Here is a 15,785-nt window from a genome sequence, read left to right on the forward strand (position 1 = left end):
TTGTTGTGATGAATCGGGAAGAACATTGAGTCTAGCCACTGGGCAGCCCGCTCCGTCAGCACTATCAAGCGCTCGGTTGGGGAAGCATGAATTGCAGTGATACAGATGACCTCGCTTCATCATCTTGCTGGATCGACTTGCATTCGCTGAACGCCCTTTGCTTGCCTCAACCTCGGGCAGCGACTTCAATGATCTTTTACCGTTGCGCCCTTTTGCCCCTTTGCGAGGACCTGCCATGACCAACCAGACCAATCGTCAATTCCTGCTCGCCAAACGTCCCGTCGGCACAGTCAGCCGGGAAGATTTCACCTATCAGGAAGTGCCGCTCGGCGAGGTTTCGACCGGGCAGATTCTGGTCAAGAACCAGTATTTGTCGTTGGACCCGGCCATGCGTGGCTGGATGAACGAAGGCAAGTCATACATTGCGCCAGTGGGTTTGGGCGATGTGATGCGCGCGCTGGGCGTGGGCGAGGTCGTCGCGTCAGAGAACGACAAGTTTGCCGTAGGCGATTTCGTTCAGGGCGCGCTGGGTGTTCAGGATTACTTCCTCGGCGAGCCCAAAGGCTTCTATAAGGTCGATCCGAAGCTTGCGCCGCTGCCGAGATACCTGTCTGCGCTGGGCATGACCGGCATGACCGCGTACTTCGCGTTGCTGGATGTCGGCGCACCGCAAAGCGGCGATACCGTCGTGATTTCCGGTGCGGCGGGTGCAGTAGGCAGCGTCGCGGGACAGATCGCCAAGATCAAGGGCTGCCGCGTGGTGGGCATTGCCGGCAGCAAGGAGAAATGCCAATCGCTGGTGGAAGAGTTGGGTTTCGATGGCGCTATCGACTACAAGAACGAAGACGTGCTGGCGGGGCTGAAACGCGAGTGCCCGAATGGGGTGAATGTGTATTTCGATAACGTTGGCGGCGACATCCTCGACGTGGTGCTCAGCCGTTTGGCGCCCAAGGCCCGAGTGGTGATTTGCGGTGCGATCAGCCAGTACAACAACACGTCACCGGTGAAAGGCCCAAGCAATTATCTGTCGCTACTGGTCAACCGGGCGCGCATGGAAGGTTTTGTGGTGATGGACTACGCCGACCGCTTCGCCGCCGCAGGCCAGGAAATGGCTGGCTGGATGGCAGCAGGTAAACTCAAGAGCCGGGAAGATATCGTCGAAGGCCTGGAAACCTTCCCGGAAACCCTGCTGAAGCTGTTCAAGGGCGAGAATTTCGGGAAGTTGGTGTTGAAGGTTTGAATGCTGATTCCGTTGGAGCGAGGCTTGCCCGCGAAGAAGCAGGTCGCCTCACCCCGAACTTCGAACCTGAGACGCCGCCTTCGCGGGCAAGCCTCGCTCCAACAGTGCAATGGTCCGTGATCACTCAGCCCGGCAAATTCAGCTCAGCCACCACCGCCGCCAGCGCCTTGGCCGGATCGGCGGCCTGACTGATCGGGCGACCGATCACGAGGTAGTCGGAGCCGGCGTCCAGCGCCTGACGCGGAGTCAGGATGCGGCGTTGGTCGTCCTGGGCGCTGCCGCTTGGGCGAATCCCCGGTGTCACCAATTGCAGCGACGGGTGCGCGGCTTTCAGGGCCTGAGCTTCCAGCGCCGAGCAAACCAGGCCGTCCATACCGGCTTTTTCCGCCAGCGCCGCCAGACGCAAAACCTGCACCTGCGGATCGACGTCCAGACCGATGCCGGCCAGATCTTCACGTTCCATGCTGGTCAGTACAGTCACGCCGATCAGCAACGGTTTAGGACCGCTGCGCTGATCCAGGACTTCGCGGCAAGCAGCCATCATGCGCAAACCGCCCGAGCAATGCACATTGACCATCCATACGCCCATTTCCGCAGCGGCCTTGACCGCCATCGCCGTGGTGTTGGGGATGTCATGGAATTTCAGGTCCAGAAACACTTCGAAGCCCTTGCCGCGCAGGGTTTCCACGATGTCCGACGCACAGCTGGTGAACAGCTCCTTGCCGACCTTGACCCGGCACAGCTTGGGGTCGAGCTGGTCGGCCAGCTTCAGGGCGGCCTCACGGGTCGGGAAATCCAGGGCGACGATGACAGGAGTCTGACAGGCGGACATGAGCGGGTTCTCTGGTAAGTCGAAATCGGCGCGCATTGTAGCCGAACCCGTCCCCGTACGGGTAATCGATCCGGTGTGCGCAAACCATTGGCCGATGAACACGCCCTGGACCGGCGCGGTTTCGCAAACAGCAGCAACCAAAGGGGTATGGGGCTAGACTTGAACCATTGAGCAGCGACACCGCTCAAACCGGTATCACAAAAAGGAGAGCACTATGCCCTGGTATGCCTGGTTAATTCTGGTAGTTGCAATCGGCTCGATCGTCGGGGGGCTGATGATGCTGCGCGACTCGGCAAAAAAACTGCCGCTGACCGATGAACAACTCAAACGCGTCCATGAGCGCAATGCCGAGATGGATGCCAAGGAAGCCAAGGATCGCTGAATGCCCCGGGGCGATGCCTAACCCGCATCGCCCTTTTGTATTGAGCTGATTGTTGCAGCCTACGGCGCTTCGAGGCGTTGCTTGCCGGCCACCGAAGACTCGGTCAGCGGCGAAGTGACAGCAATGCGAAACGGCTGGAAAATTTTCAGCATCTGGCCGTTATCACGCAACTTCGCCAATAACTGGTCAAACCGTGCAGCCGAGATCGGCGCAGCCGGACGCAGCAAAGCGTAATGCCGATAAACCTGATCGATACGTTCTGAAACCAGCAGTTGTCGGGCTTCGTTTGGGTTGCGCGCGAGAAAGTCGCTCAAATATGAGCGGGTTACCAGAGCAATGTCGGTACGTCCGCGCAGAACCATCAGCAGGTTGCTGTCGTGGGAATACGTCAGGGTTACGTTAAAGTTTTCCGCAAGATAAGCAGGATCGGCATTGAACTGCGCAAATGCGTAGTGGTAACCGCTGAACAGGGCCAAGCGCTTGCCGTCAAAATTATTGAAATACGTCTGATCTCGCCCCTCTACCTTGCGTGCCACGAAAATCTCGGCGTCTTCCAGCTTCATGTCGACAGCCTGATGAGCGATGCGCTCCCAGCCCCAGTCGGGGTTCTCGAAAATCGCCATGTCGATGCGGCCCTGCTCCAGATCCCGAAAACGGCGCGGGATTGAGGTCGGCACCAGCACGAACTTATAGTCGTGTTGCGCAGCATTCAGAGCAGCGGCCAATTCCGGCAGCAGCCCGGTGTCTGCGCCCTTTTCCGGCCGAATGGTATAAGGCGGAAAATGCGCGGCACCAATTCGCACAACTTGCTCGGCGGCTGCCTCCAGGGACAACAACGCCACTGCGGCCATCAAAACTGCCCGCCAAACCTCTCGCACAGACACATACATCAAGACTGCGCACCCCAGAGTAATAAACAAACGAGCTAAATTAGGCGTTTTGCCAAGTTTAAACAATTGCCCAAAAGAATGAATTCACAGGGTTTTATACCGAAACGTGCCTGAGAATCAGTGGCAATGCTTCGTCGGTTCACAACGGCACCTTGCTCACTCATCAATACCCCTCCAGCGACCATTGCGCCAGCGTGGGCAATTTAAGCTGCCCTCTGCAACCAGGCAAGCATCAGGCCAGGCAGTCGCGCAAATACTTGGCCGAAGACGCCGCCGACGGTCTGCGTGTCGTGCGGGAAATCACTGCACTGCTACTGTGCAAGGTGTTGAGCGATACGTAATGAGAGTGAACTTGTTCGCGAGGGTCACGTAGGAGCGGCTTTAGCCGCGAGAGACTTTTTCCCGGCTAAAGCCGCTCCTACACCGCTATGCGGGCAACCAGGAACGCCGCCCGCTCGCTCTAACGGGACCGGCGATTAGTGACAGGACGGCACTGTTTAAACGCCAGCCGGGACGAGGAGAACAATAAGAAATGCACGTTATTCAAGAACACGAATCAGTGGGCCGTAATTTGCCCGTCTTCGACAAGATTCTCATTGCCAATCGGGGGGAAATTGCCTGCCGCATCATCGGCACCGCCCGCGATCTGGGTTATCGCACGGTGGCGGTCTTCAGTGCCGCCGACAGCGACGCCCGGCACGTGCAGATGGCTGACGAAGCGGTGTGCATCGGGGCGCCAACGGTGCAGCAGTCTTATTTGAATATCGAGGTGATTCTCGATGCCGCGCAGCGCTCTGGAGCCAACGCCATTCACCCCGGTTACGGCTTTCTCTCGGAAAGCGCCGAATTCGCCCGCGCCTGCCAAGCCGCCGGCCTGGTGTTCATAGGCCCCAGCGCGGAAGCCATCGAACTGATGGGCAGCAAGCGTTTGTCAAAATTGGCCATGATTGCTGCCGGTGTACAGTGCGTCGCCGGTTATCAAGGTGTAGAACAGGACGATCAGACCTTGAGCCGCGAAGCGCGGCGGATCGGCTATCCAGTGCTGATCAAGGCCAGTGCCGGAGGTGACGGACGAGGCATGCGCCTGGTGGAACATGAAGGTCAGCTGCTGGAGCGGCTCAACACCGCGCGTGCCGAGGCGCAGAACGCTTTCGGTTCGGCGGAGTTGATTCTGGAGCAGGCGCTGATTGATCCGCGTCATGTCGAGGTGCAGGTTTTCGGCGACAGCCACGGCAACCTGGTCTTTCTCGGCGAGCGCGATTGCTCGGTGCAGCGTCGCCACCGCAAAGTCATTGAAGAGGCGCCCAGCCCCGCCGTCGACCCGCAGCTGCGCGAAGCCATGGGCAGCGCTGCCTTGACGGCTGCCCGAACCGTGAACTATCAGGGCGCCGGCACTGTGGAGTTTTTGCTGACCCATGACGGTCAGTTCTACTTTTTGGAAATGAACACCCGCCTGCAGGTCGAACACCCGGTAACCGAGATGATCACTGGGCAGGATCTGGTGGCCTGGCAGATCAGAGTGGCGGCTGGCGAAACCCTGCCTTTACGCCAGGACCAGATTCAGCTGAGCGGTCACGCCATCGAGGCGCGGCTGTACGCTGAAGACCCGGCGCGAGGTTTCCTGCCGCAGACCGGTCGAGTGTTGCGCTGGCAGCCGCTGCTGTTCGAAGGTGTGCGAGTCGATCACGGCTTGCTCGAAGATCAGGCCATCAGCCCGTTCTACGATCCGCTGCTGGGCAAGATCATCGCTCACGGTGCAACCCGCGAAGAGGCGCGACGCAAGCTTCTGCGCGCGGTGCAAAGCAGCGTGTTACTGGGCGTGCAGACCAATCAGCGGCTGTTGGCAGGTGTACTGAAACATCAGGCTTTTGTCGACGCACGGGTCGGCACCGGTTTCATCGGCCAGCACCTGCGCGAGGACGCGAGTCTGCTGCCGCAGATTGCCAAGGCCTCGCAGCTGGCCCTCGCCACGGCCCTGTTCTATCAGGGCTCGGCCAGCGCCCACCCGTCCAAGCCCGCGGGCTGGAGCAATACGGGGCCGGAGCAACGTCGTTACCTGCTGGGCCACGACGAGCGGGTCATGGAAGTGAATCTGATCCGCAACGGCGCCCGCCTGGACCTGAGCATCGCCGACAGCGTCCATAGCGTTCAGGTACTGGAAGCCGACGGACGCTCGGCCCATGTCGAAATCGACGGGGTTCGACGTCGCTATGCCTGCCACTTGCAGGGCAAGAATCTGTGGTTGCATTGCGAGTCCGGTGCGTTGCATTTCGTTGATCGCACCCATGACACCCTCACCGGTCCGGCGCTCGCCGGTTCCGGAACCGTCAGGGCGCCCATGGACGGCTCGATTGTCGAGGTATTGGTCAGCGAAGGCGCGACGGTCAGCCAGGGTCAGCTGCTGGTGGTGCTCGAAGCGATGAAAATGGAGCAGCCGCTCAAGGCCGGGATCGCTGGCGTCATCCGTCAGGTTCAAGTAACCCGCGGCGATCAGGTCAAGGGGCGACAAGTGTTGCTGGAAGTCGCGCCGTTTCAGGCCTGATTGGACGTAACGAGGCTAATGTGACTACCCTCCACTCCAGACCAAGTCGATTTGATGGAAAGGAGCCTCACATGCCGCACTGGTTGGTGATAGATCTGGAGGCCACCACGGATGAAGGCGGATGGCCAGTGGCAGAAATGGAAATCATTGAAATCGGAGCCACCCTCGTCAATCAGGATGGACGCGAACTGGATCACTTCGAACGCTTCGTTCGACCGGTGCGCCGTCCACTGCTGACCAATTTCTGTCGGGAACTGACCCATATCAGTCAAAGCAACATCGACAGCGCCGCGCCGCTCACGGCGGTCTGGCCGCTGTTCGAACGCTGGCTGAGTCATCATCAGGCGCATATCGTCGGCTGGGCCAGCTGGGGCGATTACGACCGCCAACAGTTCGAGCAGGAATGGCGTCAACAGGGCTTGACCAGCGTCCTGAGCACCTTGCCCCACGTCAATCTCCGGCAACGCTTCGCTCAGGCGCGTCAATTACAACGCCCGCTGGGCCTCAATGGCGCGCTGCAACTGGCAGGCATGCAGTTCAGTGGGCAACAGCACCGAGCCTTGGTCGATGCGCGCAACACCGCCCGCCTTCTGCCACTGATTCTGCCCAATTGAATGCAATGCAACGCTTAAAGCGGGTGACGGCCTTTTATGCGTTGGGCATACTGGCCAGCCCTTTTTAACAGCCCTTTTCGAGGAATCGCCATGTTCAAAGTCAACGAGTACTTCGACGGCACCGTCAAATCCATCGCTTTCAGCCAGGCTGAAGGTCAGGCCACCATCGGCGTTATGGCGGCAGGCGAATACGAATTCGGCACAGCGCAACGGGAAATCATGCACGTCATCTCCGGCAAGCTGAGCGTCAAACTCCCGGACAGCACCGACTGGGAAGATTTCGCCACCGGCAGCCAGTTCAACGTGCCAGCCAACAGCAAGTTCCAGCTCAAGGTAGCGGTTGATACTGCTTACCTGTGTGAGTATCGCTAAGCGCGCGTCTGCGCATAATCGGTAGGACCGGCTTCAGCCGGGAGCACGTCCTCCCGGCTGAAGCCGGTCCTACAGATCATTTACACCACCTCTTCCATCCGCGCATTGAACTGCAACGCTGCCAACCTCGCGTACAACGGGTTGCTGGCGATCAATTGCTGATGCGTGCCCACCGCCACTAACCGGCCCTGATCAATGACCGCAATCCGGTCAGCGTTCTGCACCGTGGCCAGCCGATGCGCGATCACCAGCGTGGTGCGGCCTTTCATCAGGCTCGGCAGCGCTTCCTGAATCAAGTGCTCGCTCTGGGCGTCCAGTGCGCTGGTCGCCTCGTCCAGCAGCAGAATCGGAGCATCCACCAACAAGGCACGGGCAATCGCCAGACGTTGGCGCTGCCCGCCGGACAAGCCCAATCCACCGTCCCCCAAATGAGTCTGATAGCCGTCAGGCATCTGCATGATGAATTCATGGGCATGGGCGATACGCGCGGCGGCCTCGATCTGCTCGCTGCTGGCGCCGGGATTGCCGTAGCGGATGTTGTCTTCGACGCTGCCAAAGAACAACGCTGGCGTCTGGGAAACCAGGGCAAAGCAGCGGCGCAGGTCCAGCGGATCAAGCTGCGCGATGGGCACACCTTCCAGCAGGATCTGTCCTTGCTGGGGGTCGTAGAACCGCAACAGCAGATCGAACAGCGTCGATTTGCCCGCCCCTGAAGGGCCGACCAGTGCCAGGGTTTCCCCCGCATCAATAGTCAATGTCATGCCATCCACGGCGTTACGTTCGGGACGCGACGGGTAGGCGAAGCTGATATTTTCCAGCTCCAGCCGACCGCTCACCCGCTCCGGCAGACGCAGCAAATCGCTGGCTGGCGGGGTGATTTCGCTTTTGGCCTGAAGCAGCTCGGAAATGCGCTCGGCAGCGCCTGCCGCCCGCTGCAACTCGCCAATCACTTCGCTCAGCGTACCGAAGGCGCTGCCGACGATCAGGCTATAGAACACAAAAGCCGCCAGCTCGCCGCTGGAGATCGTGCCTTCGATCACGTCCATCCCGCCCACCCACAGCATCACCGCCACGGCACCCAGGACCAGCACAATCACCAGCGTGATCAGCCATGAGCGCTGCAAAATGCGCTTGCGAGCGGTCTCGAAAGCGTCTTCGGCGGTGCGCGCAAAGCGCTGCTTGTCCTGCTGCTGATGGTTGTAGGCCTGAACCGTCTTGATCTGTCCCAAAGCTTCGGACACATAGCTGCCGACATCGGCGACACGATCCTGGCTTTCCCGAGACAAGGCGCGCACTCGTCGGCCAAAGATCAGGATCGGCGCCACCACCAATGGCAACGCCACCACTACGATGCTGGTGAGCTTCGGATTGGTGATGAACAGCAGAACGATGCCGCCGATCACCATCAAGGCATTGCGCAGGAACATCGACAGCGACGAACCGATCACCGATTGCAGCAGCGTCGTATCCGCGGTCAACCGCGACTGAATCTCCGAGCTGCGATTGTTCTCGTAAAAGCCCGGATGCAAGTTGATCAAGTGATCGAAAACCCGCTTGCGCAGATCCGCCACCACTCGTTCACCAATCCACGACACCAGATAGAAGCGCGCAAAGGTGCCGACCGCCAGGCCCAGGATCAACAACATGAACAGGCTGATCGACTGATTGAGCAGATGCGGCGAACGGGTCATGAAGCCTTGGTCGACCATCAACTTGATGCCTTGGCCCATGGACAAGGTGATGCCGGCGGTGACAATCAACGCCAACAGGGCACCCAAGGCCTGCCAGCGATACGGCGCGACAAACTGCGAAGCCAGACGAATCGCCTGACGCTGACGGCTGGAAAGCAATGAAGCCATGAAAAATGGACCTGCATAAAGGCTGAAGGCACAGAGCCTACACCCGTCAAGGGCAGCATGGCTCGGGTTACCGTACGGCGGGGTTAATGAACTTCCAGCGATAAAGCCCGGTCAGTGAGTTATGACCGCTTCGTCGGGGCGCTAGATAGCATTGATCTAAGCCCGGGCTGGCGGTTTTCTGCCGATTCTGGTGGAGTAAGCACGCGTCGGAAGAGCTGAGGGATGTCACAGCGGAGTCATCTGGCGCGAGTAGTTTTAGGCGCAACACCTGATGAAGGAGACAGGCCATGAGCTTGCACGAAAGCAGCAATCAAGTCCCGGTGGTCCGAGCCAATCCCGACCTGCACGTTGGCGGCGCAGTGCTCGATAAGGACGGACGCGAAATCCTGATTACTGAAGAAATGGTTCAGGCCGCGTGTCAGGAATGCGACAAAAACTGGGTCAAACCTGAAAAACAAGATTGAGCAGTACCAAATTTTAGAACCCGACTTCGCGTCGGGTTTTTTCTGTCTGGCGTTTGGTAGGAGCGAGCTTGCTCGGGAGGGTTTGGGGTTGTGGGAGCTCCCAAGCGACGCGAGGCAGCGATAGCGGGTTGACTGACCCACGCCATCGCGGCCGTCGTAACCTCCTAACGCTTCTACAGCTGCTTGCTTGCGCCCAGCGCCTGCACCAACTGCTCCAGCGCTGCGGACTGGCCATTGATGCGCACCAGCAGGCTGTCGATTTCGCGACGAGGCGGATAGTTTTTGCGCAGGGCATCGAAAGCCACCGGTTGGCTGACCGGTCCCACCAGGCTACGGCGGAAATCGGCGTCGTCCCGGCGTGGGTCGTAAACGCCCCGGCACAGGGTATTCAACGCCCAGGTCGGATCGGTCCGCTCATCCAGCGTGACTTCTGCCAGCCAGGGCTTGGGCAGCAGGTCATCGAGGCTGATGGTCGCCGGTTGTTGGAGAAACCCGCACAACGCCTGGTAAATCTGCGCGGTGCCGCGTTGTCGACCATCCAGGCTGTAACCGGCAATGTGCGGCGTGGCGATGACGCACAGGTCGGCAAGCGCCGCGTTCACGCGCGGTTCGCCTTCCCAGACATCCAGCACGGCTTGCAGATCTTCGCGCTCCAGCAATACGTCGTACAAGGCGTCGTTATCGACCACCGGTCCACGTGCGGCGTTGATCAGCCAGCAACCCTGTTGTAACTGCAGCAACCGTGGATGATCGAACAAGTGCCAGGTCGGGTGCTCGCCGGTCTTGTCCAGCGGGGTGTGCAGGCTGATGACGTCGCAGCGCTGGACGATTTCATCCAGGCTGACAAAATCGCCACCTTCGCTGGCTTGCCGAAGCGGGTCGCAGACCAGCACATTCCAGCCCAGCCCCTTCAAGACATTAACCAGACGCCCGCCCACCTGACCCGCGCCCACGACGCCATAAGTGCGCTGATTGAGGTCAACGCCTTCTATTTCCGCCAGGGTCAACAGGCTGCCGAGTACGTAATCCACCACGCCGCGAGCATTGCAGCCCGGTGCGCTGGACCACTGAATGCCCGCCTCCCGGAAATAATCCAGATCCAGGTGGTCGGTGCCAATCGTGCAGGTGCCGACGAAACGCACCGGACTGCCCTCCAGCAGTTCGCGAGTGACCGGCGTCACCGAGCGCACCAACAGGATATCGGCGTCGGCTACCGCTGCGCGGTCAATGGAACGGCCCGGAAAACGCTGAATTTCACCGAAATGGGCGAAAAAAGCATCGAGCAGCGGAATATTTTCGTCAGCAACAATTCGCATGGTGTACTCCCCGGAAGACCGCGGCAGTGTAGGCGCGGATCGTTCCGATGGGCCAGTAAACAATCAGCGGGCCGGAAAACTCAGTCGGCTTTCTTGCGAATCCAGTACAAAAAGGTGCCGCCTTCGGCCTGTTGATCGACCAGTTCGTGATCAAGAAACACGCAGAACTTGGGGATATCGCGCCGGGTCGACGGATCGGTGGCAATCACCTTGAGCAAGCCGCCTGCGGGCAAGTCGCGCACTTTCTGGTGCAGCATCATTACCGGTTCAGGACAGTTGAGACCGCTGGCATCGAGGATGGCGTCAACGGGCAGGGTTTCAGATGATTCAGGCATAAAGGGCTCCAAAAGCTGGTGGGCATTGTCGCTTAAAAGCCCCCCTGCATTCCACTGTACCAAGCCTTTGCCGGCGCAACCGGGTCTGCCGAGGAAGATCTTCAGCGCTTGCACCGGCGTCTTCGGGGACAAGTCCCCTCCTACCGGGTTGTGTTGATTCGGTAGGACCGGCCGGGGTGGCGCTCCACCTTGTCCGGGAAGGCGTCAGGTCTGACGAGGAAGATCTTCAGCACTTGCACCAGCGTCTTCGGGGCCAAGTCCCCTCCTACCCGGTTGTGTTGATTCGGTAGGACCGGATTTATCCGGGAAGGCGTCAGGTCTGACGAGGAAAATCTTCAGCGCTTGCACCGGCGTCTTCGGGGACAAGTCCCCTCCTACCCGGTTGTGTTGATTCGGTAGGACCGGATTTATCCGGGAAGGCGTCAGGTCTGACGAGGAAGATCTTCAGCACTTGCACCGGCGTCTTCGGGGACAAGTCCCCTCCTACCGGGTTGTGTTGATTCGGTAGGACCGGATTTATCCGGGAAGGCGTCAGGTCTGCCGAGGAAGGTCTTCAGCGCTTGCACCGGCGTCTTCGGGGACAAGTCCCCTCCTACCCGGTTGTGTTGATTCGGTAGGACCGGCCGGGGTGGCGCTCCACCTTGTCCGGGAAGGCGTCAGGTCTGCCGAGGAAGATCTTCAGCCCTTGCGCTTGCCATCCAGCCGACGTAAATGGCACGTCACTTCTTCGCGGTCGTGGTACAGCTGTTTGCAGCCAATCTCGACGCGGATGCCGCGCGCTTCAAACCCGTCTTCAATGCGTTGCAACAAACGCCGCACTTCAGCGTAGCGCTGCTTCATCGGCAGCTTGAGGTTGACTACCGCCTCACGGCACAGCCCTTCGCCGATCCAGGTTTCCAGCAACGCGGCATTACGCGCAGGCTTTTCGACGATATCGCACACCATCCAGTCCACCGGATGACGCGGTTTGAAGGTAAAACCATCGGCCATCAAATGCTGCACCAGCCCGGTATCCATGAGGCTTTCCGCCATCGGACCGTTATCGATGGCGGTGACCAGCATGCCACGGCGCACCAGTTGATAGGTCCAGCCGCCCGGTGCGGCACCCAGATCGACACCCGTCATGTCGCCGGACAGCCGCTCGTCCCACTGATCGCGGGGGATGAAATGGTGCCAGGCTTCTTCCAGCTTCAAGGTCGAGCGGCTCGGCGCTTCCCGGGGGAACTTCAAGCGCGGAATACCCATCGGCCACATCGCCGAGTTATTCGCTTCGGCCACGCCCAGAAACACTTCGCGGCCGCTCTTGAAGGTCAGCAGCAGGCGCGGTTTGCGCGGGTCATCCACCAGTTTGCCGGCCTCGGTCAGGGCCTTGCGCAGTGGCGCTTCAAATTTGCGGCAAAAATTGGAAAGCTCCTTGCCATCATTGGTGTCGACCACTTCCAGCCACAGACTGCCGCAGGTCGCAAAACCCGCCATGTGCGCCAGAATCACGCTGATGCGGTCAGTTTCCGGCAAATCAAGAAACACCCCGCGCGCCCACTGCCGAGGGAAGATCAACTGGGCGAAACGCTGGCCGTTCATCAAGCGTTCTGCGCCTTCGACTTCGGTGCATATGAACTCGGCGCAGGCCGCGTTGGGCTTGGCCTTGGCGTAACCGGACACATTCAGGCGCGCCGCGTGTTCGGCGATTTCCGAGCAGACTTCACCCTCGAAACCGGGACGGCAGTGCATAAAAAGGGTGTTCATGGGTATCTCCTGGGCAGCGATCAGACACTTGACCGCTGCGTCGTCCCGGCAAAGAGCCTGGACCAGCTATACATGAGGGTTAACCTCAAGGACGCGAAAGCGGCGCATGATAGCTGAATCAGGAACCACTGGCGCGGCCGACAGGTCCAGTACTACACCAGTCAGATTGCAGACGGCGTCACAACCGGCTCAACCGAGCAGACGCAAGCCTGCAGCAGATGCCAATCGTCAAGTCCGTGACCGTGCGGACGCGCAAGGAGTAATTTCATGCCCTCCCTCGATAGCCTGAAAAGCCTCAAGACCCTCGAAGTTGCCAACAAGACTTACCACTACTTCAGCCTGCCCGAGGCTGCCAAAACCCTGGGCGACCTGAACAAACTGCCTATGTCCCTTAAAGTGCTGCTGGAAAACCTGCTGCGCTGGGAGGACGGCAAGACCGTTACCGGCGCGGACCTCACGGGCCTTGCGGCCTGGCTGGGCGAACGGCGTTCCGATCGGGAAATCCAGTACCGCCCGGCGCGGGTGTTGATGCAGGACTTCACCGGCGTTCCTGCAGTTGTCGATCTGGCCGCCATGCGCGCGGCGGTTGCCAAGGCGGGCGGCGATCCGCAGCGTATCAATCCGTTGTCGCCGGTGGATCTGGTGATCGACCACTCGGTGATGGTCGACAAGTTTGGCGACGCCAGCGCGTTCGGGCAGAACGTCGATATCGAAATGCAGCGCAATGGCGAACGTTACGCCTTCTTGCGCTGGGGCCAGAGTGCCTTCGACAACTTCAGCGTGGTGCCGCCCGGTACTGGCATCTGTCACCAGGTCAATCTGGAATACCTGGGCCGCACGGTCTGGACCAAAGACGAAGACGGCCGCACGTACGCGTTCCCGGACACCCTGGTCGGCACTGACTCCCACACCACCATGATCAACGGCCTCGGCGTATTGGGCTGGGGCGTGGGCGGGATCGAAGCCGAGGCGGCGATGCTCGGCCAGCCCGTGTCGATGCTGATTCCGGAAGTAATCGGCTTCAAACTCACCGGCAAGCTCAAGGAAGGCATTACCGCCACCGATCTGGTGCTGACGGTGACGCAAATGCTGCGCAAAAAAGGTGTAGTGGGCAAATTTGTCGAGTTCTACGGCGATGGCCTGGCGGATTTGCCGTTGGCCGACCGCGCCACCATCGCCAACATGGCCCCGGAATACGGCGCGACCTGTGGCTTCTTCCCGGTGGACGACATCACGCTGGACTACCTGCGCCTGTCCGGGCGTCCGGCCGAGACGGTGCAACTGGTCGAAGCCTATTGCAAGGCCCAGGGCCTGTGGCGCGTATCGGGCCAGGAACCGCTGTTTACCGACAGCCTGGAACTGGACATGAGCAGCGTCGAAGCCAGCCTCGCCGGGCCAAAACGTCCACAGGATCGGGTGGCTTTGCCGGGTGTCGCCCAGGCGTTCACCGACTTTCTCGGCCTGCAATTCAAGCCCACTCACAAGGAAGAAGGCCGTCTTGAAAGCGAAGGCGGCGGCGGTGTCGCGGTGGGCAATGCCGATCAGGTCAGCGGTGAAGCCGACTATGAATACGAAGGCCAAAAATATCGGCTGAAAAACGGCGCGGTAGTCATCGCCGCGATCACCTCCTGCACCAACACCTCGAATCCGAGCGTGATGATGGCGGCTGGCCTGGTGGCGAAAAAAGCCGTGGAAAAAGGCCTGAAAACCAAACCTTGGGTGAAAACCTCTCTGGCGCCAGGCTCCAAAGTGGTGACTGATTACTACAAGGCGGCCGGGCTGACCCAGTATCTGAACACGCTGGGCTTCGACCTGGTGGGCTATGGCTGCACCACCTGTATCGGCAACTCCGGCCCGCTGCCGGAACCCATCGAAAAGGCCATCCAGCAATCAGACCTGACCGTGGCGTCGGTGCTGTCTGGCAACCGTAACTTTGAAGGCCGCGTGCATCCGCTGGTCAAGACCAACTGGCTGGCCTCCCCGCCTTTGGTTGTTGCTTATGCATTGGCTGGCAGCGTGCGCATCGACATCAGCAGCGAGCCGCTGGGCGAAGGTTCCGACGGCCAACCGGTGTACTTACGGGATATCTGGCCGACTCAGAAGGAAATCGCCAAAGCGGTTGAGCAGGTCAACACCGGGATGTTTCACAAGGAATACGCCGAAGTATTCGCGGGCGATGAACAGTGGCAGTCAATCGAGGTGCCGCAGGCCGCGACTTATGTGTGGCAGGAGGATTCCACCTATATCCAGCACCCTCCATTCTTCGATGATATCGGCGGCCCTTTGCCAGTGATCGAAGACGTCAAGGGCGCGCGAGTGCTGGCCATGCTCGGTGATTCGGTCACCACCGACCACATCTCCCCCGCTGGCAACATCAAGGCCGACAGCCCGGCCGGGCGTTACCTGCGTCAGAAAGGCGTCGAGCCCCGAGACTTCAATTCCTATGGCTCGCGCCGCGGCAATCATCAGGTGATGATGCGCGGCACCTTCGCCAATATCCGTATCCGCAACGAGATGCTCGGCGGCGAAGAAGGCGGTTATACCCTGCACGTTCCCACTGACGAGAAGTTGTCGATCTACGATGCGGCCATGCGCTATCAGGCTGAAGGCACGCCGTTGGTGGTGATCGCAGGCCAGGAATACGGCACCGGATCGAGTCGCGACTGGGCGGCCAAGGGCACCAATTTGCTGGGCGTCAAAGCGGTGATTGCCGAGAGTTTCGAGCGCATCCACCGCTCCAATCTGGTGGGCATGGGCGTGTTACCGCTGCAATTCAAAAATGGTCAGAGCCGCAAGACCCTCAACCTCAACGGCAAGGAAACCCTGAACATCAGTGGCCTGACCCATGCCAACCTGCGCCCCGGCATGGACCTGACGCTGCAGATCACCCGTGAAGACGGCAGCCAGGAACGCCTGGATGTGTTGTGTCGGATCGATACGCTGAACGAAGTCGAGTACTTCAAGGCCGGGGGGATTCTGCATTACGTGCTGCGGCAGTTGATTGCTGCGTAGCCTGATTCGCGAGCAAGCTCGCTCCCACAGAATCAGTCAACGAGACAAGGGCGATAACCGAACGGATTATCGCCCTGCTTTGATGTAGGCTCTTTCGCAAAATTAACCATCTGGTACATTTTGTGAAAACGGCGTTCACTCAGGTCGAACGCACTCATAACAAGAATCGAGAGCCTATCGC

The 15,785-nt window shown here is 59.8% G+C and carries 14 protein-coding genes; 8 read left to right on the top strand and 6 right to left on the bottom strand.

The genetic code is table 11. The features are described 5' to 3' along the window. Positions 1-235: 235 nt before the first annotated feature. Positions 236-1,240 carry an NADP-dependent oxidoreductase gene (locus AFK24_RS27850; protein WP_065836303.1) on the top strand — a complete coding sequence of 335 codons (1,005 nt, stop codon included), beginning with the start codon at positions 236-238 and terminating at the stop codon, positions 1,238-1,240. Positions 1,241-1,364: 124 nt separating this feature from the next. Here the strand turns inward: AFK24_RS27850 and pyrF are convergent, their stop codons facing one another. After that, the gene (gene pyrF, locus AFK24_RS27855) at positions 1,365-2,072 is read right to left on the bottom strand and encodes an orotidine-5'-phosphate decarboxylase (RefSeq protein WP_065836376.1); all 708 of its coding nucleotides are present in this window, start codon (positions 2,070-2,072) and stop codon (positions 1,365-1,367) included. A 214-nt stretch (positions 2,073-2,286) separates the two neighbouring features. Between pyrF and AFK24_RS27860 the strand changes: the two genes are divergently transcribed. After that, the gene (locus AFK24_RS27860; RefSeq protein WP_020292869.1) at positions 2,287-2,454 is read left to right on the top strand and encodes a DUF2897 family protein; all 168 of its coding nucleotides are present in this window, start codon (positions 2,287-2,289) and stop codon (positions 2,452-2,454) included. A gap of 59 nt (positions 2,455-2,513) precedes the next feature. Here the strand turns inward: AFK24_RS27860 and AFK24_RS27865 are convergent, their stop codons facing one another. Beyond that, positions 2,514-3,305 carry a substrate-binding periplasmic protein gene (locus AFK24_RS27865; protein WP_080482352.1) on the bottom strand — a complete coding sequence of 264 codons (792 nt, stop codon included), beginning with the start codon at positions 3,303-3,305 and terminating at the stop codon, positions 2,514-2,516. A gap of 233 nt (positions 3,306-3,538) precedes the next feature. Here AFK24_RS27865 and AFK24_RS31065 point away from each other — a divergent pair, with 233 nt between their 5' ends. The 4 genes from AFK24_RS31065 to AFK24_RS27880 all read left to right on the top strand — a co-directional run bounded on the left by AFK24_RS31065 (position 3,539) and on the right by AFK24_RS27880 (position 6,872). After that, the gene (locus AFK24_RS31065) at positions 3,539-3,685 is read left to right on the top strand and encodes a hypothetical protein (RefSeq protein ID WP_170826408.1); all 147 of its coding nucleotides are present in this window, start codon (positions 3,539-3,541) and stop codon (positions 3,683-3,685) included. A gap of 230 nt (positions 3,686-3,915) precedes the next feature. After that, complete coding sequence (locus tag AFK24_RS27870; RefSeq protein WP_065836377.1) at positions 3,916-5,886, top strand: acetyl/propionyl/methylcrotonyl-CoA carboxylase subunit alpha; 1,971 nt, start codon at positions 3,916-3,918, stop codon at positions 5,884-5,886. 71 nt (positions 5,887-5,957) lie between these two features. Beyond that, positions 5,958-6,500 (top strand): exonuclease domain-containing protein, encoded by a 543-nt coding sequence (locus tag AFK24_RS27875; RefSeq protein WP_065836305.1) that lies wholly within the window; start codon positions 5,958-5,960, stop codon positions 6,498-6,500. 90 nt (positions 6,501-6,590) lie between these two features. Next, on the top strand, positions 6,591-6,872 hold the full coding sequence (locus AFK24_RS27880; protein ID WP_065836306.1) for a pyrimidine/purine nucleoside phosphorylase: 282 nt from the start codon (positions 6,591-6,593) through the stop codon (positions 6,870-6,872). A gap of 80 nt (positions 6,873-6,952) precedes the next feature. Here AFK24_RS27880 and AFK24_RS27885 read toward each other — a convergent pair whose 3' ends face one another. After that, complete coding sequence (locus AFK24_RS27885; protein ID WP_065836307.1) at positions 6,953-8,731, bottom strand: ABC transporter transmembrane domain-containing protein; 1,779 nt, start codon at positions 8,729-8,731, stop codon at positions 6,953-6,955. Positions 8,732-9,018: 287 nt separating this feature from the next. Between AFK24_RS27885 and AFK24_RS31290 the strand changes: the two genes are divergently transcribed. Next, positions 9,019-9,195, top strand: a complete 177-nt coding sequence (locus tag AFK24_RS31290; protein ID WP_065836308.1) for a PA1571 family protein — start codon at positions 9,019-9,021, stop codon at positions 9,193-9,195. A gap of 173 nt (positions 9,196-9,368) precedes the next feature. Here AFK24_RS31290 and pdxB read toward each other — a convergent pair whose 3' ends face one another. From pdxB to rlmM, 3 genes are all read right to left on the bottom strand, one after another. After that, positions 9,369-10,511 carry a 4-phosphoerythronate dehydrogenase PdxB gene (gene pdxB / locus AFK24_RS27895; RefSeq protein ID WP_065836309.1) on the bottom strand — a complete coding sequence of 381 codons (1,143 nt, stop codon included), beginning with the start codon at positions 10,509-10,511 and terminating at the stop codon, positions 9,369-9,371. A gap of 80 nt (positions 10,512-10,591) precedes the next feature. Further along, entirely contained in the window at positions 10,592-10,846 is a 255-nt protein-coding gene (gene tusA, locus AFK24_RS27900; RefSeq protein WP_065836310.1) for a sulfurtransferase TusA, read from the bottom strand. Positions 10,847-11,524: 678 nt separating this feature from the next. After that, positions 11,525-12,592, bottom strand: a complete 1,068-nt coding sequence (gene rlmM, locus AFK24_RS27905) for a 23S rRNA (cytidine(2498)-2'-O)-methyltransferase RlmM (protein WP_065836311.1) — start codon at positions 12,590-12,592, stop codon at positions 11,525-11,527. Between the two features lie 267 nt (positions 12,593-12,859). On the opposite strand from rlmM, the gene acnA reads away from it, so the two are divergent. Further along, positions 12,860-15,604: an aconitate hydratase AcnA gene (gene acnA, locus AFK24_RS27910; protein ID WP_065836312.1), complete on the top strand. Its 2,745-nt coding sequence runs from the start codon at positions 12,860-12,862 to the stop codon at positions 15,602-15,604. Positions 15,605-15,785: the final 181 nt, after the last annotated feature.

This window comes from Pseudomonas syringae (assembly GCF_001698815.1).
Lineage (GTDB): Bacteria > Pseudomonadota > Gammaproteobacteria > Pseudomonadales > Pseudomonadaceae > Aquipseudomonas > Aquipseudomonas syringae_A.